This window comes from Colwellia psychrerythraea (assembly GCF_000764185.1).
Lineage (GTDB): Bacteria > Pseudomonadota > Gammaproteobacteria > Enterobacterales > Alteromonadaceae > Colwellia > Colwellia psychrerythraea_B.
Genome location: NZ_JQEC01000002.1, coordinates 417,401 through 443,712, shown reverse-complemented (window position 1 = coordinate 443,712; position 26,312 = coordinate 417,401). Strand labels below are relative to the sequence as shown.

13 protein-coding genes are annotated in these 26,312 nt (G+C 39.3%); 2 read left to right on the top strand and 11 right to left on the bottom strand.

The window, feature by feature from the left end; translation table 11 throughout:
- The first annotated feature begins 114 nt into the window (after positions 1-114).
- Entirely contained in the window at positions 115-732 is a 618-nt protein-coding gene (locus GAB14E_RS20500) for a helix-turn-helix transcriptional regulator (RefSeq protein ID WP_033080601.1), read from the top strand.
- A gap of 203 nt (positions 733-935) precedes the next feature.
- Here GAB14E_RS20500 and GAB14E_RS20505 read toward each other — a convergent pair whose 3' ends face one another.
- From GAB14E_RS20505 to GAB14E_RS0122470, 6 genes are all read right to left on the bottom strand, one after another.
- Positions 936-2,813 (bottom strand): amidohydrolase, encoded by a 1,878-nt coding sequence (locus GAB14E_RS20505; protein WP_231561959.1) that lies wholly within the window; start codon positions 2,811-2,813, stop codon positions 936-938.
- Between the two features lie 18 nt (positions 2,814-2,831).
- Positions 2,832-7,280 (bottom strand): beta strand repeat-containing protein, encoded by a 4,449-nt coding sequence (locus tag GAB14E_RS20510; RefSeq protein ID WP_197061142.1) that lies wholly within the window; start codon positions 7,278-7,280, stop codon positions 2,832-2,834.
- Positions 7,281-7,282: 2 nt separating this feature from the next.
- Positions 7,283-8,353 carry an OmpA family protein gene (locus GAB14E_RS20515; protein ID WP_052093410.1) on the bottom strand — a complete coding sequence of 357 codons (1,071 nt, stop codon included), beginning with the start codon at positions 8,351-8,353 and terminating at the stop codon, positions 7,283-7,285.
- A gap of 482 nt (positions 8,354-8,835) precedes the next feature.
- Positions 8,836-14,088 (bottom strand): beta strand repeat-containing protein, encoded by a 5,253-nt coding sequence (locus GAB14E_RS0122475; protein WP_052093409.1) that lies wholly within the window; start codon positions 14,086-14,088, stop codon positions 8,836-8,838.
- Positions 14,088-15,161 carry an OmpA family protein gene (locus tag GAB14E_RS20520; RefSeq protein WP_033080485.1) on the bottom strand — a complete coding sequence of 358 codons (1,074 nt, stop codon included), beginning with the start codon at positions 15,159-15,161 and terminating at the stop codon, positions 14,088-14,090. The genes GAB14E_RS0122475 and GAB14E_RS20520 overlap by 1 nt, the downstream gene beginning before the upstream one ends.
- Positions 15,162-15,247: 86 nt before the next feature.
- Positions 15,248-16,654: a sensor histidine kinase gene (locus tag GAB14E_RS0122470; protein WP_052093408.1), complete on the bottom strand. Its 1,407-nt coding sequence runs from the start codon at positions 16,652-16,654 to the stop codon at positions 15,248-15,250.
- Between the two features lie 151 nt (positions 16,655-16,805).
- On the opposite strand from GAB14E_RS0122470, the gene GAB14E_RS20525 reads away from it, so the two are divergent.
- Positions 16,806-17,534, top strand: coding sequence for a GGDEF domain-containing protein (locus GAB14E_RS20525; RefSeq protein WP_033080484.1), 729 nt, complete (start codon positions 16,806-16,808; stop codon positions 17,532-17,534).
- 17 nt (positions 17,535-17,551) lie between these two features.
- On the opposite strand, the gene GAB14E_RS20530 is transcribed toward GAB14E_RS20525, so the two are convergent.
- From GAB14E_RS20530 to GAB14E_RS20550, 5 genes are all read right to left on the bottom strand, one after another.
- Complete coding sequence (locus tag GAB14E_RS20530; RefSeq protein WP_033080483.1) at positions 17,552-18,490, bottom strand: mechanosensitive ion channel family protein; 939 nt, start codon at positions 18,488-18,490, stop codon at positions 17,552-17,554.
- A gap of 50 nt (positions 18,491-18,540) precedes the next feature.
- Positions 18,541-19,710 (bottom strand): hypothetical protein, encoded by a 1,170-nt coding sequence (locus GAB14E_RS20535; RefSeq protein WP_033080482.1) that lies wholly within the window; start codon positions 19,708-19,710, stop codon positions 18,541-18,543.
- A 168-nt stretch (positions 19,711-19,878) separates the two neighbouring features.
- Positions 19,879-20,499, bottom strand: a complete 621-nt coding sequence (locus GAB14E_RS20540) for a PEP-CTERM sorting domain-containing protein (protein WP_033080481.1) — start codon at positions 20,497-20,499, stop codon at positions 19,879-19,881.
- 187 nt (positions 20,500-20,686) lie between these two features.
- Positions 20,687-21,352: a YceH family protein gene (locus tag GAB14E_RS20545; RefSeq protein WP_033080480.1), complete on the bottom strand. Its 666-nt coding sequence runs from the start codon at positions 21,350-21,352 to the stop codon at positions 20,687-20,689.
- 159 nt (positions 21,353-21,511) lie between these two features.
- Positions 21,512-26,275: a carboxypeptidase-like regulatory domain-containing protein gene (locus tag GAB14E_RS20550; RefSeq protein ID WP_033080479.1), complete on the bottom strand. Its 4,764-nt coding sequence runs from the start codon at positions 26,273-26,275 to the stop codon at positions 21,512-21,514.
- Positions 26,276-26,312 lie beyond the last annotated feature (37 nt).

Below are 26,312 nucleotides of genomic sequence, written 5' to 3'. Positions count from 1 at the left end.
ACTTTACTAAAGAAGATCAAGTATAATATAAATAAAAACCTTTACTTAATGTTGTGCTAGACGATAAAAATGGGTAATAATGGCACTATAGATAACTTTTTGGCCGTAATTCTAATGAAGACGCATGAAAAAATAATTCAGCTATTAAAGACGCAAGGGCCGTTAACGGCAAAAATATTGGCGAGTGAACTGGCTCTGACCACCATGGGTGTGCGCCAGCATGTACAAGGCTTGGAAGATTCGGGCGATGTGGTCTTTAAAGATGAAAAAGCAGCTCGTGGCAGACCGACCCGTTATTGGTCATTAACGGATAAAGGCAATAGTCGCTTTGCTGATAGGCATGATGAATTAACGGTGCAGTTACTGGATTCTGTAATTACTTTATTTGGTGATGATGGTATGGAAAAACTGATCAGCCACCGTGAAGAAACTGCTATGGCAAATTATAGATTAGCTCTTGCAGATAGATTCGGCGTCGAAGAAAAGTTACAAATGTTAGCCAAAATACGTAGTGATGAAGGTTATATGGCGACAGTAGAGCAGCATGAAGGTATCTATTGGTTAATGGAAAACCATTGCCCTATTTGTGCCGCGGCCACTAAGTGTTTAAGTTTCTGTCGCTCAGAATTGCAGATGTTTCAAACCTTAATGAGTGAAGTTGCTACCGTGAGTCGAGAAGAACATATCATTGACGGCGCAAGGCGCTGTGCATATAAGGTAACTCCAGCTTAGTAGCAATAAACCTTGTCGCGGTAAAACTCAACTAATCCGTTTGGTTTGATTCGTCAAAAGCATTCATTGATAGTCATCAATTCCGTGCTTCTTCCTTTTTATTGAGGCATCAGCTTAAATATTTCAGCTACTTGTATCTAGATGATATTTAGTGAAATCTATTTAAGCACTTTCTTCGTTATGTGTTTTATGGCTCTGTATTGTTAGTTTTTACAAAATTCTGTAAATGCTGCCGGTTCATTGGCAAAACTTTGTTCTTTCGCCAACAGCCAAGGACGCTCACATTGATTAGTGTTAGTACACCAAGCATAACCTGCCGAGCTTTTACAGCCATGTAAATCACTATCAGCACCGACAAGCTGCAAGCTACTGAAAACAGTTTGACCTTCTTTAATGGTAGCCAGTACTTTATTATTTTTAATCATAGTAACATCTTGCTTTAACGGATTATTCTCAACAATTACAAAGTCCGCTAATAAACCTTCCTTGATCATGCCTTTACGGTTTTCTTCAAAGAACTGATAAGCTGGCCCTGTGGTTAAGGCTTGTAACGCACTATAGGCATCGATACGTTGTTCAGCACCTATAATCGCGCCAGATCTTGATTCACGTGCCATGGCTGACCACATGATAAAAAATGGGTCTAATGGCGTAACATTAAAATCAGAATGGTTAGAAGTAATAAGACCTGCCTCTTTGGCAGCCTTCATAGGACTGATAAAGTCAGCTTGTTTTTTACCAATATTTTTAACATGAACATCACCCCAAAAATAGGTGTGCATAGAAAAATATGACGGTGTTAAACCTAGTTCCGCATACTTAGCTAAGTGTTCTGGGCGTTGAAATTGTGAATGGACAATAACGGTGCGTCTATCGTCTTTTGCGGTGATACCTGCCTGCTCTACCGTTTTAATCATCATATCAATAGCAGCATCACCATTGGTATGTATTTGCAGCGGAATATTAGCAGCAAACATTTTTTTAGTTAATGCATCAAGCTGGATTTGGGTAATTGACGACTCACCGTGCCAATGTTCTTGACCCGCAGGTCCGGTTGTTAAATATGGCTTAGAAACAAAAGCGGTTTTACCTTGTGGTGAACCATCTAAGGTAATTTTACAGGCATGTAGCTTAAATTTATTATGGTACTCACCAAATTTGTATTTTGCATTATCGAACCATTTATCCATTTCTGTAAAAGCCGCTAGCGAGGCAATATCAATTATTAATTTATTTTGCTCTGCTGCTTTTAATAAGAAATCTATATGTTTGGTATGGGTGAAACCTTCTACCGCATGGGTGTAACCTTGGCTAGTATAATGTTCTTGTGCCTCAGCCATTAGATCTAACATTTCTGCTTCGTTAGGTTGCGGTAGCTGTTCAAAAACCGGTATATAAGCCATTTCCATAATTAAACCAGCCGGCTCATTACTGTTGGGCATTCTGGCAATAACACCACCTTTTGGCGTTTTAGTATTTTTATCAATATTTGCCCAGGCAAGGGCATTTGAATTGAGTACTGCGCCGTGCATAGATACATGAATCAAGATAACTTTATGCTTGGGAAAGGCGGCATCAAGTTCTGTTTTGATGATATGACGTTTTTCATCAATAAGTTCTTGGTCATAGCCCCAACCAACAAGCCAGCCTCCCTCAGCAATATTTTTCTCTTGCTGGTAATTGGCAAGTTTAGCGATAATTTGTGCAATATTGGTGGCTGTACCAACGGGAGGAGCTGAAACATTAATTTGATTGACCATCATTAATGCCGACATAAAATGACTATGGGGGTCAATAAAACCAGGTAACATGGTGCTACCTTGTAGATCCATTTGAGTCATTGTTTCAGGGTATTGTCTTAGTGCAGAATCTTTATTACCAACAAAAACAATTTTACCTTTATGTTCAACTACAGCTTCCACATAACTAGGCTGCTCATCAGTCATGGTGACAATATCGCCACCAAAATAAAGTCTGTAGGGCGAGTCTTGTTTAACGTGCGCTTTATCAGTATTACGTGCTGTTTCACAGCCGCTAAGCAACATTAATGCAGCAATAAAAAATCCCTTCTTTAACATCATTATTCCTTAATATTTTGATTAGTTGGTAACAGTGATTCTTATATTTGGTGCAATAAAGCTGCCATTTGATTGTGGCAACATGCAGGATATTACATTAGAGCCAGCTTTAGTCGCTTCAAAGTGACCCTTACTGCCAGGAGAGTTACTTAAGTTGCCTATGTCATCTATTGAGTATTTAAACTGCCAGGCTGCTTGTTCGGTCATGTCGACCACAACAGGATCAGTACCTGAAGGGGGAAAGCCGTAGGTGACCATGCAGGTAATATCAATAATATCGCCTACGGTAAGTGAGCTCGGATCAGGAATAAACTCGGCTGATAAATATGTGCGGTTATCAATAGTGAGACTTGCTTGACCGCTAATATCGTTTAAGCGAGCTGTTACCTGAGTATCGCCAACAACTTTACCAATGACGCGGCCGTGATTGTTGACGGTGGCAATATTTGGTTTGCTTACCGACCAAGTAACACTATTGGAAATATCTTTATCATCGCCATCACTGTAATGGGCAGTGGCGCTATAAGTAAAAGCTTGCTCTCTTGCTAAAGTCTGAGTGCTAGGATTGACTGTAATTGACTCTAAAACTGGCTCTGTTACGGTAATTTGGCCGTCAAGGTTACTACTAGTGATCCCTTGGTAAGTTGCAAAAACACGTGTGGTGTCTGCTTTTAAGCCAGTAATTAAGCCACCAGTACTGCCGGTGGGTTCAACATGAGCAATACTGTCATCAGCCATAGTCCAAACGACATCATCGTTACAGTCACTTAGGGTAGAATCAAGATGGATAAGTGAACATGTTAATTGTACTTTTTCACCCACTGTAAGGTGGTTTACATGTGGATGTATTTGAATACTATCTACGCCACCACCTAATAAGGTAACGGTTAAATTAGTTTCAGTAAATATAGGGCCAAAAGAGGCTTTAATGGTAGTGGTTCCTTCACTAACCGCCGATGCTAGACCTAAAGTATCTTGATGTGCAGCGTCAATAGTCGCGACGGTTTTATCACTAGTGTGCCAATAAACTTGCTTGGTATAATCGACCACAGTGGTATCGGTCAAGGTCGCCATTGCGGTATATTGCTGGTTACCAGGCATATTTATTTCAGTATTCTGCGGGCTAATTGTAAGTGTGTCCACCGTGGCGTCGGTTACATCAATTTCTGCTGTTGCGGCTAAACCTGCATAACTCACCTCTACAGTGCCATTACCTATAGCAATTGAACTAACAAAACCGCCATTAGTCACGCTATTATCAACATGAATATTATCAGTGCCCGTGGCTAATACTTTCCAATCGGCATCATTACTAATATCAGTTTTAATGCCCGCACCGTCAAAAGCATAAGCAATTAATTTTGTGCTGGTACCTAAAGGTAATTGCCATGAGCTAGGGCTAACTTCAAGATGGTCTATTCCTGTTGAGGTCACTTTAATTGTCGCCATGGTAGACATGCCATCAACGCTAGCGGTGATACTTGTATCCCCTTGGTTTTCACCCATAGCTAAGCCCGTAGTATCAATAGTTGCGATGTTAATATCACCTGTCAGCCAAGTAGCACTATGAGTTAGATCTTTAATAACTTTATCACTGTATATGCCATCAACTCGATACTGAAAGTTTGTTCCCTGTGGAACCTCTGCGCTTGGCGGTGAAATAACTAAACTCTCCAGTACTGCCTCAGTCACTGTTGCTGTTGTTGAGTCAGTTTTACCTGCGAATTTTGCAGTGATAACACTAATACCTACTTTATCGGCACTTGCTCGACCGCCAGCAATACCGCTAGTGGTGATATGAACAATACCATCGTCAAGAGATGACCAAGTGGCGTTGCTAGTGACATCTGCAGCAAAACCATCAGTATAAAATGCTGTTGCTGTAAACCTTCCTTCTGTGCCTATTGGTTCTTTTGGATCCGCAGGTGTTACTTGTATATTTAACAGTTCAGCCCCTGTAATGGTGAGGGTTGCGACAGCAGAGATGCCTTGGTAAGTACCGGTAATTGTTATTTTTCCTTCCCAGTAACTGGTGGCTAGCCCTAAATTATCAATCGAGGCTGTTGTTGGATCACTTGATATCCAAGCGCTGCTCTTAGTGACATCACTGCTAGTTTTATCAGAGAATTCAGCTGTTAAGGTGTATTGTTGCGTTAAGCCGGCGGCAATAGTTTTAGCAACAGGGGTGATGCTGACACTCTCTAATACTGCAGCGGTGATCAAAACGTTGGTGGTGGCCGTTGTACCTAGATAACTAGCGGTAACAGTCACCACACCTTGGCTAATTCCTAAAACTTCGCCGGCATCTGTGTTGGTATTATCAACCGAAGCGATATCACCATCATCAAGGCTCCAAGTAGCCAGATAAGTAATATCGGCATTTGAACCGTCGCTATAAAAAGCACGGGCGTAGAGCTGGCCTTTATGGCCAACAGGTATAGATATTTCAGAGGGGGTAACTTCAATGTATTCTAACAAACCAGCGGTAACAACTAATGAAGCAGTAGCTTGCATGCCCCTATAACTGGCGGTAACTGTAATTGGATTGGCATCATCGTTATGAGCTATGGCAAGGCCATTGCTGTCAATTGAAACGGCAGCATTATCACTGGTTTGAAAACTAGAAAATTCGGTTAAATCATGATTTGTACCATCAGAAAACAGACCAAACAATTGATATTGCTGGGTAGTACCGGCTGGGATTTCAGCGGTTGATGGCGATAAAGATAATGAACTAAGGGTCGCGGCAGTAACCGTTATCGAGGTATTGGCACTTTGACCAGAAAAGCTGGCGGTTAATTGATTTGAGCCTTCATTTAATGCTTTAGCATAACCGGAAAATTCACCATTAGGGATAACGGCGGCAATACTGTAGTCATCTACTGTCCAGTTAGCGTTATGAGTAACATCGACAGTGGTATTATCTGAGTAATAGGCAATAGCGGTAAATTGACCTTCAATACCTACTGGCACGCTTGGGTTTAAAGGCGAAACCTGCAAGTTAGTCACTACCGCATTAGTCACGGTTAATGGTGTGCTAGCCGTTAGGCCGTCATAATTAACTGAGATGTTGGTGGTGCCAATGTCAAGCGCATTGGTTATGCCAGATAAAGCACCGGTAAAGCCAATAGCGGCGACACTCGATTCGCTACTGGACCAAGCTGCCAATACGGTAATATTACGCTTAGTACCATCAGAATAAAGCGCAAAGCCTTGATAAGCGAGTTGCGTACCTACCGGTGTCGATGCATCAATTGGACTAATGCTTAGTTTGATTGTTTTAGCCGCGGTTACTTCGACATTGGTTTGGCTAGTTTGCGCTTGAAATCTAGCACTAATCGTGGTTTTTCCTGGAGATAAGGCAACACTGTCACCGGCAAAAATACCCGATTCAACAATAGTGCCTATGTTGGTATCTACAACTTGCCAAGTAGTTTCTCGCGTAACATCAATAACACTACCATCAGCATAATGGGCATTGGCGCGATATACACCTATTTTCCCGACAGGGTATATACCATCGACTGGGCTAATGGCAATAGTATCAAGCTGAGCATTATTAACCATTAAGGCCGAGCTTGCGGTTAAAGTGTTGTTGCTATGAACTATATTAGCAGTTATTTCGGTTGAGCCTACTTCTGTCGCAGTAAGCCGAGCAGTAGCATCAATAGTGGCGATGGTTTCATCTGTTATTTGCCAGTTTACCGTGGTAGAAACATCAATAACTTCACCACTGGTAGTGGTTAAAAAGGCACTGTATTGTTTTGCTGTGCCCAGTGGCATTACTGCGCTCGCAGGACTAATCAACAGTGTTTCAGCAGTACTATTGATAACATTTAACTGAGCATAAATAGCTTTACCATTATAGCTAGCTGAGATTGTTGCTAAACCTTCACTTAAGCCTGAAGCTGTAACTAAGTTATCAACAACATTGATAGTAGCAATAGCACTATTATCGCTTGCCCAAGAAACCTGTTCAGTTACTTCTACTTGGACACCATTAGGGAAAACAGCAAATGCTTGATAGTTTTGCTGCATATCCGTGAGTATGGTGGTTAAACTTGGGATAATACTAAAAGTAATTGCGCCAACTGAAAGTTGGGCGCTGGCATTCATACCGCGATATTTTCCGGTAATAACAGCGACACCATCGGCAATGCCAGTAGCAACAACGGTATTACCATCTATCGCGATGGTAGCAATAGTTTCATTATCAACCGCCCAAGTAACGTGATCGGTAATATCAAGTTCGCTACCATCGGTTAAGGTAGCAATGGCTTGGTAATTTTGCAGGCCATCAATTAATATTGCTGCTTTGTTTGGGGTGATGGTAAATTCACTGACACACAAGTTATCTTCACCGCCACAATCAGCAGTGGGAAAACCAGAATTACTGCCTTCACCACAAGCGGTTAATAGCAAAAGTAATAATGACAAAATAAGGTATTTAGTTTGAGAAAATAATTTCATGATTATTGCTCCTGCGGTGCATTAACAAAGGTTTTAGGTAGCAATATTTTCACATTACGATTTAAGTGTCTGTGTTCTTCAGTGGTGTTGTCAGACACTGGGTATTGCTCACCAAAGTACTCAGAGATTATTTGTGTTTCATTAACACCAGCCGCAATTAGATAATTTGCAATGCTATCTACACGTCGTTTAGACAGCGCTAAGTTGTAGTCACTGTTGCCCTTGGTATCAGAGTAACCACGTAAAATTACTTGCGCTTGTCGGTATTTGGTTAAGCGGTTAATGATCACGTTTAATGAGTCGGTCAGTAATAAGTTGCTCTTATCGAAATCAAATAATAATGGAAAGGTGACTTCTTCAAGCTCTACAGGGGAAAACTTCACCACTGTTTTAGTGACTATGCTTGGCCTAGTGCGACCAAATTGATAACTGATACCGATTGAGGTTAAGTGCGCATTGGTACCACCAATTGTATCGTTACCTAAATTATTAAAATATTGATATTCAAAGCGTGCTTGCCAAGCATCGTTCAGTTGATAAGTTATGCCAGCGCCAACGGTTGTTGACCAATCATCGGCAGTGGTTTTATTAAAAGGACCTTTGTTTTCGCCGTGCCAATTAAATACGCCGGCCTTGGCAAAAGCTGTAACTTTTTCAGTTAGGTACATTGAACCAAGTGCGGAGAGCTCTAAACCTTTCATGCTACCGGTATGCTGATAGGCATTACCATTTTCTAAGTAGCTTGCTTTAGCATCACCTAAATCTATGTAGGCAGCTTCCAAAGCAAAGTTTTCATTAAACTGGAAACCGGTAAATACTCCGGCAGCAAAGCTGTTTTTATCACAGTCAAGGCTCCAAGACTCACAACCATGTTGGTAGTGATTAATACCTAACTTACCACCGAGATAGAAATAAGAAGAGGGCAAGGCAGCTTGTGTTTGCTGATCGGTATTTTCAATATTTGGCTTGGCTTCTTGATCTTCTACCGCATGGGTAATGAAGCTAAAAAATAGCACAATAGGGATCAATATACTTACAGGGGAGCTTAGGCGATATTTTTGAAAGGAATGCATGTCGTAACGTCCATGATATTTAGATAAAACAATCGATTAACATGGATTATACAGAAGTCATTGCTGAAAAGAAGCAGTTTAATTGATTACTTATTGCTCATCCTTAAAGAGTCATTAGAATGAAGCGGGGTGGCAATATTGGAGGGGGGTAATTACACGGTGTCGAATACTACGTTAACTTGAATCCGTAAGTATTAAGCACACCAACATAAGTAATGTTAGTGTCTTAATCGAAAGGGTAACTAACCTGAACTGCTGAATAAGCAGCACCTGCTCAATATCCCCTTTATCCGATTCTTAGCGTTAAAACGTCGATAAATAATCTGTTATTCATAAACGTTTTGTCTTGATAATCGAATAAATTGAAACATTGATAGAGTATATATCTACTTAATCTTGTAAATTATGTTCTTAATAATCTAAGTTATTGTTTTTACTAAAACATTAAGTGCTCATTATCCAGGATTCGGGTTAACTAGTCTTTATTGTACCGTTAAACTGGAACTACTTTCTTTACCACCATAACTACAAGTGATAGTTGTACTTCCTGCTTTATTCTGCGCGGTTACTGTTTGAGTGCTGCCGTCATTGTCAGCAATAACAGCTAAGCTGATATCGTTTGAGCTGAAACTTGCTAAACCCGTAATAAACTTCTCTGCTTGCTCAATACCATCAATGGCAGTTCTTGCCGAACATAAATAATTTAACGAAGAACCTTTAGATAAAATTGCCGATGGTGCTGGCTGAATACTCACTGATAATACTTCTTCGTTGGTAACAGTAACGTTGACAGGAATTGCCGTTAAGCTTTGGTAGTCAGCATTGATGGTTGTTGCACCGACTTTTTTAGCTAAAGCAATACCATCTTTTTTACCGATAGATACTATTTTGTTATCACTACTTGACCAATTTGCCGCATTGTTCTGTGTTAGTTGTGTAGTACAGCCATTAGACCACAGCCCATACAGAGTGTACTGCATTTCAGTATTTACACTGATCACTGTATTCTCTGGATGAATATAAATACTGACAGGCTTATGTGTTCCACAACTTGCATCAACCGACAGGCTAGTCGAAGCACTCAATCCATTAAATGTTGCTTGAATTGTTGTTGTACCAGTTGATATAGCAGATGCTAAGCCGATATAAGTATTGTTATCGATAGCTGCAATATCTAGCTCGGAACTGAACCAATTTGCTTGCTCAGTAATATTAACTTCAGAGCCATCACTATATTGTGCTTTTGCCTGATATTGGAGGGTCGAGCTAAGTGAAATGGTCTCATTTAAAGGTGTAATCGTGATTGAATCTAAAGTTGCCGGTAAAATTACAATATTCGCGGTAGCACTTAAGTTCTGGTAATTAGCCTGTACAACGGCATTACCACTAGTGATGCCCTCAACTTTAACTAATGAGTCCTCTTGATAAATAATTGCTAACTCGGCAGTACCTGTAGCACTTTTAAGTACGTCTTTAGTGACATTCTCTGTAGTACCATCAGATAATATTGCGACAACAGTATAATCTACCGTCGAATGCACGGCCATTTCATGATAGCTCGGTGTGATCGTTAAGCTAGTTGCTACTGCATCGGTAACTACAACTGCTTGGCTGTCGCTTTTTCCATCAAAAGAAATGTTAATGTTGGTCTCACCCATGTTAACGCCATATACGAAACCTTTTACAGTTACTACCGTGCTAGCATTATCACTTTTCCAAGTGGCATCTCGGGTTATTTCGACAACACTCTCATCGCTATAGGTAGCAAAGGCGGTGTAATGTTTGGTTGTACCTTCAGGGAAGTGGGCATTATCCTCAATGACAATTTCAACGGAGAGCAACTCTGTTGCTAGTACGGTTACCTCAGCGGTATTACTATTTATATCCTTGTAGCTGGCATTAATACTAGTGGTACCGGCGCTAGTAGCCAGGGCAAAGCCGGCATCTTCTCCATTCGGCATAATGTTCACAATATTAGTGTCGTTAGAGAACCATAATGCTTGGCTGGTAACATCCTTATTGGTGCCATCAGCATAGTGCAATGTTGCCGTGTAACGATCAATGGTGCCTTGTGGCACTTCAATGTTGGCTGGTGATACTTCAAGTATTGGTGGTGTAGGGGCTGGAGCAAAAACGTGTAAAAACTCTCTTTCACTTATCATGCCTTGATAGACAGCGGTAAGCTCAGCATTACCAATACCGGCAGCAGTCATCAAATTATTTTCATCAAAAGTAGCAATAGTTAAATCTAAACTTTGAATTTGTGAAACAGCAGTAATATCCTTTATGGAATAATCATCATAAATAGCGGTAACTTTATACTGTTCGGTATCTCCAATATTATAACTTTTATTGTTAGGGACTATTTGTATGTTATCAAGGGTCTTGCCTATGACGGTAATCTTTGCGCTATTACTGGCTATGTTATCCATCACCGCGGTAATATTTGCTTCTCCTACTGCTATGGAATAAGCAAAGCCGGCATTATCACCGGTAGTAGTAACATTTACCACATCGCTATTATCTGAAAGCCAAGTGGCTTTTGAAGTGATATCAGCATCTGAACCATCAGAATAATGAGCGATTGCAGCAAATTGATCCTGAGCACCGACGGCAACAGTCGCAGTGGCAGGCGTTACTTGAATAGAGGTAATAACTACAGGGATTACTGCTTTCGGTGCTACCTTTAATATTGCAACATTACTAACAATATCCCCGACACTAGCCGTGATTGTTACTGAGCCTCCATCGATTCCTGTAGCCCATGCAGTGGTTGGGCCGGTAATTTGTATGGTAGCAACCTCGGTATTTGAGCTTTGCCATATACCATTGCTTGGTAAATTATGTAATGAGCCATCACTAAACTTGCAAATTGCGTTATAGCTGACTTTATCACCAATATCGATAGCATTATTTACCGGGTTAATGTAAATATCGGTTAATTCCGCAGAAGTTACCGTGGCATTGGTTGTTGCTGATAATCCAGAGAAACTAGCAGTTATTTCACTTATGCCAATTTTGTCTGCACTAGCTAAGCCAGCACTTGGTCCACTGGCATTTATTTGCACCACATCAGATTGATTTGAGGTCCAAGTGGTACTCTCTGTGACATTAGCAGCATAGCCATCTGTGTAAAACACGGTTGCTACAAAGTTACCAATAGTGCCTAGTGGTTTACTTGGATTAGGGGGGGTTATTTGTAAAATACTTGCTACGGCGCTGGTAATGGTTAAATTTGAGCTAGCACTTAAACCTTGATAAGTACCCGTTATCATGGTTTGCCACTCTTGATATGTAGTAGCCAAGCCATTACTATCAATTGAAGCTGCTTTGGGCTCTGCAGACTGCCAATCACTTACTAGAGTGACTTCACGGCTGGTATGATCTGAAAATATTGCAAACAATCGATACTGTTGAGTTAAACCTGCAGCAATCGTTTCAGAGATAGGTGTTATAGTGACGCTCTCTAGCACAGCAGCAGTCACAGTGGTGATTCCCGCAGCTTGTTCACCCTCAAAAGTGGCTGTAATAGTGACAATACCCTCACTAATACCAAGCACACTACCTGCATCTGCTTGAGTATTATCTACCGAAGCGATATCACCATCATCGACACTCCAAGTGGCTAGATCTGTAATATCTTTATTTATACCACCGGTATAAAAGGCTCTCGCTTCTAAGCGAGCTTTATGACCGACAGGAATACTCTGGTCAGCAGGTTCAAGTGTAATATATTCAAGTACACCTGCAGCAACAGATAACGATGCGGTTGTTTGTATACCGTTATAAGCGGCAGTAATAGCCACTGAGTTGGTTGAAATTAAATGAGCACTAGCTAACGCCGTGACATCAATAGAGGCGATGATAGGCTTGCTGCTTTGATAGCTAGCAAAAAGAGTCAGATCATGATTGCTGCCATCAGAGAAAACACCAAATAGTTGATATTGCTGCGTGGTGCCAACGGGAATGGTTACTTGAGTTGGCGATAAAGACAGTGACTCTAATATTGCCGGTGACACGGTAATTAAAGTACTGCTACTTTGTCCTTGATAGCTTGCTGTTAATTGAGTAGTGCCTTGCGATAACGCTTTGGCGTAACCAGAAAATTCACCCGTAGGTATAACTGCAGCAACAGTATAATCGTCCACTAGCCAATTTGTTGTTGTGGTAACATCAGCAGTGGTGTTATCGGAATAATAAGCGATAGCTGTAAATTGACCTTCAATACCGACGGGCACACTAGGGTCTAATGGCGATATTTGTAATTTTGTCACTATAGCGTCACTAACGGTGAGTGAGGTGGACTTTGTTATACCGTCAAAAGTAATAGTAATATCAGTTGTGCCTACAACAAAGGCCGTTGCTTGCCCTGATTGTGCTCCGACAAAGTTGATAGCAGCGACACTGGGCTTGCTACTTGACCAAGCGCCAAATTGAGTAATATCACGCTTACTACCATCTGAGTAGAAAGCAAAGGCTTGATAATTAATTGCTGTGCCAACTGGCGTAGTGGCATTTTGTGGACTTAGACTAATAGCCTTTATTTCAGCTGTACTTACTTCAACATTAGTACTATCGCTAACCGATAATAAACTCGCACTAATTGTGGTTTTCCCTGGTGATAAGGCAATGCTGTCGCCTGCAAAAATGCCTGATCCAACAATGCTGCCAATAGTTTCATCAGCAACTTGCCATGAAGCCTCACGCGTTACATCTATGACGCTACCATCTGAAAAATAAGCTGCTGCTCGATAAACTCCAATTTTACCAACAGGAAATTTACCATTCTCAGGACTAATAACTAAGCTGCTAAGCACGGCATTGTTAACAGATAAAGCAGCAGTATTACTTAGGGTAATACCTTCATGAACAATTGAAGCTTGCACCTGAGTATCACCGATAGTGTTAGCTGTTAGCCAGGCGTTAACATCAATGCTGGCAATACTGGCATCGACTACCGTCCAAGTTGAGCTGGCTGTCACATCAATTACTGCGTTATCAGTAGTGGTTAAATAAGCATTATATTGTTGACTAGTACCTGCAGGAAGTGTGGTGCTGGCAGGAGTAATAAGCAATGATTCTGGTGTGGTACTGATCACGGTAAGCTGGGCAAAAATGCTAGTGCCATTATAAGTTGCAGAGATAGCATCTACTCCGCTAGTAAGGCCGGTAACTTCAACATTCGCACCGTCGGCGGTTAGGCTAGCAATGATAGGATTAATTGATGTCCAAGTTGCTTGCTCTGTTACATCTATTTGCACGCCACTAGGTAAAATAGCGAAGGCTTTATAAGACTGCACCATGCCAGTTAAAATACTGGCTTCAATTGGGCTAATGGTAAAAGTTATAGCACCAACGGACAGCTGAGCGGTAACATCTATACCTCGGTAGTTGGCTAAAATATTTACCGAACCTTCTGCTAAGCCAGTGGCAATAACTGAACTACCATCTACCACTATTACTGCTTTTTCCTGGTCATCAACAGACCAAGTAACCAATTCTGTGATATCACGCTCGCTGCCGTCGGTTAATGTTGCTATAGCTTGATACGTTTGTGTACCACCAAGCAAAATTGCAGCTTTATCAGGATTAATAACAAACGAGTTAATACAAAGATTGGATGCATTACCACACTCAGCAGTTGGGAACCCTGAATTACTGCCTTCACCACAGGCGGTGAGTAATAAAAGTAATGAAGATAGCAGTACATATTTAATTGAATTGAATAGCTGCATTATTTTTGCTCCTGCGTAGTGTTAATAAATACGCTAGGTAGCAATATCTGTACATGCCGATTTAAGTGTCGATGTTCTTCCGTAAGATTATCTGAAATAGGATTTTTTTCACCGTAATACTCAGAAGTTATCTGCTGTTCTTGAACACCTTTGTCGATAAGGTAACTTGCTATTTTATCTGTTCGTCGTTGAGATAAGGCTAAGTTATACTTTTCGCTACCTTTAGAGTCAGAATAACCACGTAATATTACGCTCGCCTGAGGGTATTTAGTTAATCGACTGACAATGACGGCTAATGAGTCTACTAACAAGAGGTCACTACTATCAAAATCAAATAATAGTGGAAAGGTGACTTCTTCAAGCTTTATTGGCGCTGGCTTCATTACAGTTTTAGTGACTATGGTTGGCCTTGTGCGACCCAATTGATAACTGATACCGATAGATGTGAAGTGCGCATTGGTGCCACCGATAGTGTCGTTACCTAAGTGATGAAAGTATTGATATTCAAAGCGTGCTTGCCAAGAATCGTTTAATTGATATGACAGGCCGGCACCAGCCGATGGCGCCCAATCATCTGCTTTGCTTGTTGAGTAAGGCCCTTTATTTTCGCCATACCAGTTAAAAACACCGGCTTTACCAAACAATGTTACATCTTCGATTAAATAGATTGAGCCAATAGCAGATAGGTTTAAACCTTTCATTGTACCTTTGTAAAGGTGTTCACTTGCTGAGTCGAGATAAGTTGCTTTTGCTTCACCCAAATCAATATAAGCAGCTTCAAAAGCAAAGTTATCATTGAATTGGTAACCGGCGAAAAGGCCGGGAGCAAAGCTATCTTTATCGCAGTCAAGGCTCCAAGACTCACAACCATGCTGATAGTGATTAATACCTAACTTACCACCGAAATAGAAATAAGAAGAGGGCAAGGCCGCCTGTATTTGCTGAACGGTATTTTCAATATTTTGCTTGGCTTCTTGATCTTCTACCGCATGGGCAATACAGTTAAAGCTTAACATTAGCGGGATTAGTATATTTGATAGGGTACTTAGGCGATATTTGTGAAAGGAATGCATGTCGTAACGTCCATGATATTTAGATAAAACAATCGATTAACATGGATTATACAGAGTTCACAACTGATAACAAAATACTTTTTACGCTAAGTGCTTGCTTGTTTATTGAGCAAGTTCGCTTTGAAGGTATAGTGAAAATAAGCACCTACTTTGGTGCTTTTTGATTCGATAGAACCATTGATTTTTTGGCTAATTAAGTTAAAAACAATGGACATGCCTAAACCTATACCACCATGTTCACGGGCCGTGGTAAAAAAGGGTTCAAAAACATGTTGCTGGGCTTTTTTAGATAGACCACGACCATTATCACAGTAGGTAACTTCCACTTCATTTTCTGCAAGTTGGTTAATCACTATTGTGATTTTATTCTCTTGAGTGATATTGCCAGTATCTATCCCTTGTTCATTATTGCTGGCAAAACCATGTTTAACACTGTTATTGATTAAGTTAGTTAATATTTGTGCATGAATACCGGGGTAAGTAGCCAAAATAATTTTCTCTTGGCAATTTATTTCTAAGTTCACTTTATGAGGTTTGAGAATAGAGCGTAGTGTGGAAATAACTTGCTGGTAATATTGGCCAATATCAAGGTTTTCAATCTCTAATTGATGTTGATCTGCGGCAGTTTTTTTGAAATTTTCAATGAGTTTTTTCGCCCGATTTAGGTTCTCACCTTGCATTGTTATGGCACTTTCAGAGGTATTACGGAAGTTTTCCATGTCTTTCATACTAAGGCTTTGACTATCAAGCTTATCTTTTAGTTTTTTAAATTCATCAGCCATAATGCTGTGTGTGGTTATCGCTATACCTAATGGGGTATTTACCTCATGGGAAACACCGGCAACTAAATTACCTAAAGCAGCCATTTTTTCGGACTCTACTAGCTGTTTTTGTGTTGTTTGTAATTGTTGTACGGTTTTGGAAAGTTCTTTTGTGCGTGCTGTTATTTTGTCTTCAAGGCATTGTTCATAATCTAGACGTTCAAGTTCAGCGGCAATACGACCTGAGAACAGCTGGAATAACGCAGCTGTTTCATCCATATTTTCTTGTTCAGCTTCATACAAGGCAACGATCAAACCTATGACTTGCTGTTTAGAGTTAATCATTGGTATGCCAAAGTAAGCTTGTACTTTTAGCTGCTTTAACAATGTATCTTCAGGATAAATATTCAAGACGTCTCTCGGGTAGAAGCGAAGTGAATTATCAGCAACTTCAGCGCAAGGAGTGCCCGTTAATGAATATTCAAAATTCTCGGCTATTTGACCTTTAGCTACAAGAACCTCGCTTTTACAGCTATATTGCTCAGAATTTATCCGGGCAATAAAAGTATAATCAGCGGTAATTGCTTTATTAAGTGCCAAAGCCACTTTAGTAAAAAACTCATCGCCGTATCTATTTGATACTGCTTCTACAATCTCTTGAATATGGGGCAACATGCTAACTCCAAAAAACACAGTTAACTTAACTATGGCATAAGCACTATTATTTTTCATGAGTTAAATTAAAGCTTAATAGATAAATGAAACTTAAATTAATAATGAATAATATATTTGTGCTACTGTACAAAATTGAGTGAAAATCACTCGTATTTGATTTTAGTCTAGTTGATTATCAGTAAGGTCAGAATTATTCTGAGTATCGAGCATGTTGCATTATAAATATTTACATCGAAGTACCTTTATTAGAGATGCGTTATGGCTATTGGCCATCAATGGCCTTTTATTTGTCTTTTTTGCTCAATTTGATGTCTTAGAGTTAATTATGAATATTGTAAAAGAGCATGAGCACTGGGAGCTTGATGAGTTTCTACCTTTAGGTGGCACGTTAGCATTTAGTTTAGTTATTTTTACTTATCGCCGTTTGGCTGAATTGGGGCGAGTTACACAAGCATTTGAAGATCTTGCTAAACGAGACCCTCTCACTAATGCGCTAAACAGGCGCGCAGGTCAGGCAGTACTTTATAATTTTTTTAACAGAGCTAATCGAGCTGGAGAAATTTTCTTTTTATTGCAACTTAACGTTGATAATTTTAAACGTATTAATGATTTATACGGACCTAGTGTAGGTGATGACATTCTGATTAATTTAGTGAATATTATTCGGCAGCATTCGCCAGTTAATAGTCAGCTGATTCATTGGCACAGTGATAACTTCATTATAGTGTTACCAGCAAGCCCCACACTTGCTTATGAGTTTGCCAATAAGCTGCGAAAAGTCATTGAACAGCAGCTTTTTAGTACTGACACCATTACTTGTAGTATTGGCTTAGCACCCTGGAAAAAAGGCCTTTCTATGCAGGATATACTGCATAATGCTGAAGATGCCTTGCTTGATGCTAAAGCCGCCAATAAAAATACAGTTAAGGTCGCTTAACTGTATTTTAATGAAACCTATAATGAGGTGGGCTCTGGAACTTGCTTTGGCTCAATCAGATGTATATCTTGCTGTGGGAATGGAATAGTCACGTTCTCTTGTTCAAAAGCTAAATAAATCGCTTCATAGGCGCTGTATTTAGCGGCATATAAATTTGTTGTTGGTATCCATAACCTAATTCCAATTGTAATAGCACTGTCAGCAAACTCATCAATCCCAACTTGCATACGGACTTCATCAGTATAAATGTCGAGATCTGACAGAGTACGTTCAACAAGTTTTACAACGTCAATGGGGTTATCTTTATACGAGATACCAACTGAAAGTTTTAATAAGGAATCTTTTCTAGAATTCAATACTACTTCCCCAACAATATGTTTATTGGGAATAGTAATTTCTGCTGAGTCTTCATTTTTTATGATGGTATAGGCCAGCTGTACTTCTTTAACTATGCCCGTTACTCCCTGCACTTCAATAGTATCTCCAACGACAAATGGACGAATAATGATGATGTTGAATCCGGCAGCATAATTGGCTAATAAACCTTGTAATGCTAAACCGGCACCCAATGAAATAGCGCCTATAGCGGCAATAAATGGCGTAACACTAATGCCAAGTTTACTCAGTGCCATGATAGTTATCATCACCATCACTGCCATTTTGGTGGTACTCGCAAGAAAACGACTTAAAGTAACATCAAGTTTTTGCTTTTCACAAAGGCGTAATACAGCTTTAGCGACTTTACCCGCAACAGAGTAGCCTAATAAAAAGATCAGTAAGGCACCAACCAATTGAAAACTGTAGTTGGTAAAAAAATCTATAATGACTTGATAAATCTCTGAAGCTTGTTGGATTTCAGTGCGTAATAGTTCAGCAGGAAGATCTACTGCTTGTTGCGCAGTGTCAGCAATGGTAGTAGTTAGGTTTTCAGCGTTTTCGCTTTTGGGATCTGACATTTAAATTTCCATTAAAATATAACTTGAGGTTTAATTAACTGCAGGGATGCTTAGAAACGATATCCTACTTGCATCATAAATTGCTGACGATCACTAAAGGCGAAGTTAGTTTCAGCAATTACCGCCCATTCTTCGGTAATATTCCATTGAGCACCAATAAGATAGTTTATTGGAGAGCTAGTATGTTGGTCGATAAGCACAGCTATTTTATTACCTGGTGTGGTTATAGCAATTTGTTGTTCAATGTCTTGCTTCATGGCGCCAACCCAAAGTTGCCCTTGGTAGACACCAATACTGCCATTCCAACCTAAACGAGTCGAATAAACCGTTTGCTGAGTTTTTTCAATGGCAATGTTGATATCGGCTTCAGAATAATTAACATCAAACATACCAAAAAAATCACCATAACCACCTGCAATGGTAGTACCGTAACCAAGTACAGTACCATTAAAGTGTAAAGTCGTTTGAATACTATCAAGCGAGACTAAGCAATGACCGGGTGCTGGTCCCTGAAAAGGCAAATCAATGCTAGTACAGCGTTTATCATTATAACCACTACCAATACCTGTAGCAGCTAAAAGTAAGGTCGGTAGCTCTAAATTAACATCTAACTCAAGCTCTGCTTTGCCTTTCGTTTTACCGACAATGCCGTATACATTCCAGAAAGGCAAGATCCAAGCATCAAGACGCAAATTGTAAGTGGTGTCTGATACCTTTAGGTTTTTAGCGGTAATAGTGTCATCAATAAAGTCATTAATAATATCACTTTGTTGGCCATCAATTTCTAAACCAATTTTAGACACTGAAAAAGGTTGTTGCTGGGTTAAGCCAACGATTGATATACCAAAAGGTAGTGGTAGTAAATAACCAGCCTCACGAGCTTCTTTACCCAAAATAGGTAAAAAATCAGACCAGCGGTTTCTTGGTGGCAAAGCCTCAGGTATTACTAATTCATATCCGACACTTGAGGCCGGATTTTGCCGGTTATGGACTTGCTGTTTATAACTATCGTCAGGGTTAACTTCACTACAATATTGTGCACACTGATTTTTTTGTTGCTCGGTAAGCGTTATTGCTGATTCGTTATTGTTTTGCTTTGTGTTGTCATCAGGTTTAATAGCGTCAGCTTGTTTATTTACGGCGGCTATATCGTTACCTTGCACTGTAAATGTTAATAAAGAACAGGATAAAAAACTTAATAACAGTAAATCGTTAGCCATATAGCTACTTTCCGTAAATGGATGTGATTTTGTTAGCTATTTTATACTGTTCTGTCCTTTGAACACAGGTTAAATTACCAATCTAATCTGATGGATTTCGAATTAAAATTATAAAAAAGCACCGTACAGTTGATAGTAGGGTGCTTTTGTATGGGAGAGTTATGATTGTTACTTTTTATATTTACGTGTAGCTAAGCCCATTAATGCTAGACCAAAGAGAGCAACAGTTGCAGGCTCAGGTACATCTGTAGCGGAGAAGTGCAAATTATCCATAATTAAATGTCCATTTGCACCGGCACCAGACACTGATATTTTATCAAATGTCATGCCATTAAAACCTAAGAAGCTAGCGCTACTACAGCAATTGTCATTAGTTGAACTACTTACTGTTGCCAACTCTACACCGTCTAAAAATGCGGTAAAAGACAATACTTGATTTATATTGGTTTCCCAGAATGCACCAAAAGCGTTTACGTTTTCAGCAAACATAATGTCGAACGGTAAGTTATTATTGAAGTTTTGTAAATTATTACCACTAAAGCCAGTAAAGTCTGGGCGAGTGGTTTCATAACCTAAATTAGGACTGAATGATACGCCATACGGTAAAAATTGATCTGTGATTAGCGTGCCATCGGTGAATGTTAGTTCATCAAAAGTTACTAAACTATAATTTGGATCTGTTGAGGTAATTTCATTTGCATCAGTGATAAGACCCGCATTTGCGGCATTAATTAAACAGCTAGCACTAAGAGTTAAGGTTACTAAAGTTTTACTTAATTTATTATTCATCTAAATGTCCCTTTTAATTTTTATTAGAAAGTTCCACGAAATATACATCTGTCATTATGCTTAAAACATGCCGAAAATGTAACCAATTGAGCGGTATGGCTTTATGGCGTTTATTCTTAGCCTAGAGTTATTTTTTGTAAAAAAAGTGGACATAAAAATTCGTATAAAAAGTTTATTTAAATTTATATTATTTATTTTTTAAAAATTCAGTCAAACTGGTCATTCTTGCTGTTAACGAAGCAACTTGCTCTTCTAACTCAATGACTCTTTGCGCTAATTGATTTTTATCTTCTAATGGTGCTAGGTTAGTTTGACTCTCAACAGCTTGAGTTAAGCTTGTTTCATCAAAGTCAGCGAGTAAATGTACGTAGCGTGAATCACGTTTTCCAGGCTCACGAGCAAGTTTTTTAACTAAAGTTTGCCCGTTTAATTCTTGTAGTTCGTTTAAGGTTGCTTCTACTTCACTGACATCACTAAAGTCAGCTAGGCGGTTGGTACGAGTTCTCAATTCTCCGGGAGTTTGTGGGCCTCGCAGCAATAATACACAAATAATTGCTCTTTGCTGAGGGGTGAATTGTAAGCTGCCAAATTCGGTATTACAGAAACGATGAAAGTACTTATTCACTCGGCTTGATGCCTTGTGATCAACCATCAGCTGATTCATTTGTACTAGTTCATCTATAATATTTTGAATATCGCTTTCGATAAGAGACATGACCGGCTCACGATTGCTTTTTTGGTTGCAACCAATGAGGATGCCGTTTGGCGAAAGAGGATATTGCTCAGGCGTAGTGGTTTCTTTTTCTAACATAACGCCGATAACGCGGCATTGCTCTGCAGAGAGTGTGATCATATTGAAGATATCCTTATAAAATGGCTACTGATGTTATAGCAAGCAAGATGACTCATTACTATGTTGGTATGTTTGATTGCACACAAAAAAGCCATAACTCAACCATTTTTAGAGCATGGTAAAGGTATGGCTTTTAATCAATATTGTTATTGAATTAACTTATGGTTGCCGTGTCATGGTTCCTGTGCCTGTTTCTAATCCCTGAAGACCACTGTCTTGTTGTCCACTTGAATACCAAGTGAAAGAGGTGCTATTAGTAGAGGTATCAGATGCTAAAATAGTCCAAAGCCAACTATTACCATTATCTCTTGCTTCCGTGAAGGTAAGTGTTCCTGTTCTACTTACCTGCCAAGTAATTGTGTTTGTGTCATGAGCATCAAAGTTATTATCTGCACTTGGTGGGTATTGAATAAAACCTGTACCATCAGCATTGAAGGTAAAGGCAGAAACAACATCATTTGGCATGGTAACATTAAAAGATTTATCGTATACCATTTCAGCTAGGAAGCGTGCCTCAGGTGAAGGCGTATTAAATTGAGTATGTTGTTCAGCTCTTTCCGAGTTACGGTAAAAATACATTGTTTCACCGTTAACACAATCATTGGTTAGTACACTTTGCTCAGCAATACAAACTTTAATATAATAACGAGCTGTTTCCAGAATAGAGATACGATAATTGATGCCATTTTCAGTGTAAGCAATTTGGCCATCAGCATATTCATAAGCCACATTTGTTGGCGTACCGCCAGTATCTCTTATAATATAATTTAATTTGTCATCAGGTAGGCCATAATCGTCGCGGCTCCAACCATTCGCTGAACTAAACACCCATGATTCATTCACTAAATCATTATCAGTACCTTTAACAACATAGCTATAAGAATTATCAAAATTTGAACTGAAATTTGACTCGCCATAAGTCTCCTTACGATCCATAGTCAGAATGTGGCTACTATTTAATTGGTACTGTATTTCACCGGTGTTGGCATAGAGCTCTTCATTTAAAAATTGCCACTGCCTTAAGGCATAAATAACATCACCTTCAACAGCAATTTTACGATGAATTATTTGGGCATATTCAACACAGCCATTGAAAGAGACTTCACAAAGAGTGTGATATCTTAAAATTTCTCCATTATCAATTCGCCACTCATTATATGAGCTATAACCCCAGCCATAAAAATATTCACCATCTTGATGAAAATCATATACCGTTGTTTGCTTCTGGCTTAATTCAATATTCCAACCTGTTGCGGCTTCGTCAAAAGTAAAATCAGTAACTGTTGGAGTATCAAAAATACGCGCTTGGGAAATACCATTTATACCACTCATGGTAATATTACGATAAAGGCTGTGGCTATCATCCGTTAACCAAAAGGTATTGCTATAGCCGGTAAGGTTGTCGTTATCTGGATAATTTAAGTAAGTGTAATTGGGTACATTGATATGAAGACGAACACCGCTAATAGTCCAAGTAAATCCGTATTCTTCACCTGTAACTATAGTAGAGCCGCTTCCGTCAGCGTTAAAGGTAACTAAGGCTGTATTTTCATTAGGTAAGAAGCTCTCAATATACCATTGACCCGTCATATTTTCGGTCAGCATTGGTAACGTGCTATCGGTATCAAACATAGTAACGCTAGGGATCACTTCTGCTAAACCAACCGTTTTATCTGGGTATGTATTACTAATATCAAAGTCAATTAACTCAATTTGGTAGTCAACAACATAGTTACTTTGATTTTCAGAGACGATATCGATGGTGATTTTTGCAAGTTTTGCTGCACAATCATATGAATTACCCGACTCGTTATTAATGCATGTAGATGTCTCATTAAATAAACGACCAACTTCACTTGGCATAATAACTATTTGATCATCATTTAGGCTCCAATCAATATCAATGGTAGATGAGGCGTTAAGCTGAACATGGCCACCGTCGGCATTAAGTGAGATAAACATATCAGCGAGTAGGTATTCACCCACTAGAGGAAGACGTGCAATAATACTTTGAGCAAGTGCTTTATCAAAAATAAATTCCCCGTAATATAATTTATCAATTGAAGTACCTGACACATCATCCGCTAAACATGCTTGCTTAGCGCTAGCAGCAGTAATGTTGTTATCATCAACATAGCAATACTCATAAATATTATCTGCAGAATCATAGCCTGTGATTACCGCAAAAGTATCCCGGTATTCACCTTCAGCTGAAACATTGAAAGAAATTACTTGGTTATCATTAAATGTATATGTACCTGAAGAACTAGTACCGTCTTGAGCCGTTAAGGTAACCGTTCCATTATCAGCCATTTCCATAACAATTATATCAGCATCACTCCCATCGGATAATTCAAAATTATATACCGTTTTACCGACAAATTTTTGCTGGTTAATGACTGATTGACCTTGCATAGCCTCAGCTTTTGAAGCCTCATCAAAGACATAGAGTAGCTCACCTGTTGAACAATCTTGAATTTCTTGTGCGCTGGTACCTGTTTCATAATGACAAACCGTATAAAAATTACGTTCATGATCGATAATACTCAAACGCATTTCTTTGTCATCATCAAAACTATTAAAAACAATAGTACCACTAGCAAAATGGTACGGCGTAAACTGTACATCAGTACCGTTATTCTTATTATCAATAACAAAGTAGCCATTATCATCTTTAGGAACTTCGTTATAATTCCAAGAACCTTCACCAGGGTTGGTAAATTCTAATTTGTGAATCGGCGCTTTCGGATCTTCTGCACTCAAGCTATAAAAAGAACGCCCCTCAGTCCATTCATAAAAACGTGTGTGACCATAGTGTTCGGACTTTTCAAATACAAAAATCCCTTTAAAAGATTTATAAAACTCAACAACACCCGTGTCATAATTCACCCAGTATTGTTGGAAGTCTCTAGCGACATAAAAGAAATCTCCATCTTCAGCTAGTTTTTTGTGATAAACCTTTTGATAGGTATAACAGACTTCTGTGCCATCATTGATAATATCGCAGCGTTCACGTTCACGGAACATTTGCCCATCATCAGTAATTGACCAAATGTATGGACGCCCTTCCCAGTTCCAGTCAGGAATAAAGCTACCGTCTTCATATAAGTCGTAACGATAAATAATGCTATTGTAATGGAACAACCAACCACCAACAGCATTGTCTTCAGTAAATGCTAAGCCAGGTTTATTTTCAACAAATAACGCCGATGATGATTTACCTGTAGAGCTTAGTGATACTGTTTGTGATAACACATCACTTTGCTTAATAAACCAATATTGGTTAGTTAAACCTTCATGCAAGGTTTCAACATCATGCACATCAGTAGTTGTATGGTCATAATCAGGCACTCTGACAGTTAACTGCGTGCCTTTTATTTCCCAAGTTAGAGAATATACGTCTTCGGCAATCACTACAGTACCAACAGCACCTTCAGAAAAAGTCACTAATGCAGGCTCAGAGTGTTCACTATTGATAAAGTTATCAATAGTGAAACTACCTAGTAGCTCTGCTTCGGTTAGCATTAAGGTGTTGTTAAGCGATATTAAGCTGGCCGTTGAAGGTTCGTAAAAATCAATTTCTCTATCTTGATACTGATTATTTATGTCCTTTTGAACGCCTGTATATAGATATGAAACATCATAATGCACATCATTCATGGCGATTAATTCAATATCTAAATGAGTAATTGTCTCCTGACACTCAAATTGTATGCCGGAGTCTTCATCAGTACAGTAAGATCTATCCTCTGATTTAATAGGCTTAGTTAGACTAATACTAACGCCAGTATCTGTTGCTTGCCAAGTACCTTCGCCAGCACCATTATTCTGAGAAACTTTAGCTACATTATCAGCAAGTAAACTTACATGAAGTGATGAGCTGAAGTAATATTGAGGATTGGTAATTAGGTACTCGCCAACCATTAAAGCAGTAACCTTTCCTGTTAACTTCTCATCTTGTTTTATTTCTTCAAGAACATTGTCTAAGGCATTAGGGTCTTGCGAGCCAATTTCGGTAACAAAATCTTCTGTTGCTTGCTCATCGGCAACTAAATCTAACGTTGATTCAAAACCTTCAGGTAAATCATAGTCAGGGTCATCAACAATAAGTTTAATAACGGCAGCAAGTTCTAATTTTTCTTGCGGGTTAATCTCAATAGCTAAAACGGCTAACTGCTCTTCTGAGGTGATTGCTTCGCCGCCATTGGCTTTCTCTAGCAAAGTAAACTCAGCGGTTGAAACGTTAGTGATGTTTACACCAAATTCGTCTTCGATATCAAGCGTACCGTCTTCACCGGCAGCTGCCACTAAAGTAGCAATAGTGGGAAGTAATGATACAAACTCAACAGCACCATTAGTCGCATCACCAACGGCTGTTATTTTAAGTAATTTATCAACATTCGATTCATCAATCTCTAAGGTAATATCATAATAGCCTTCAGAATCCGTTGTTGTTTGTTGTGAATCTGTACCTGCTTCAAACGTTACCGTTGCATTAGCAATGGGTTTATCAGTAACTAAACCACTGATAGTAAGAGTGGATACTTTTCTGTTCATTGTGATATCGAAAGTACCACTTCCGGTTGCATTGTTACCCGTTACATTAAGTGTAAGAGTAACAGCGGTATCTTGATCAATAGCTGGCGCTGTAAAAGAGGCGGTATTACTGTCTGCACCGCTTAAAACAATGTTATTGTCACTAATTGTCCATGCAAAAGAAGTAGCTCCATTTGCTGTTGCTGTAATGGAAAATTCTTTAGACTCAATAACAGAATTGTCACCAGAAAAGGTAACAGGGATTATTGTTTGATTTGTTTTTTTAGTCTCGCCTTTATCATCACCACCTCCGCAGCCCTGAAGAATAATGGATATAGCGAAGAGGAAGAAAATAAAAAATTTTCTGCCTAGGTTGTTTACACACATAAATAATTCCTTTTATGTTTATTATCTCATCATACCT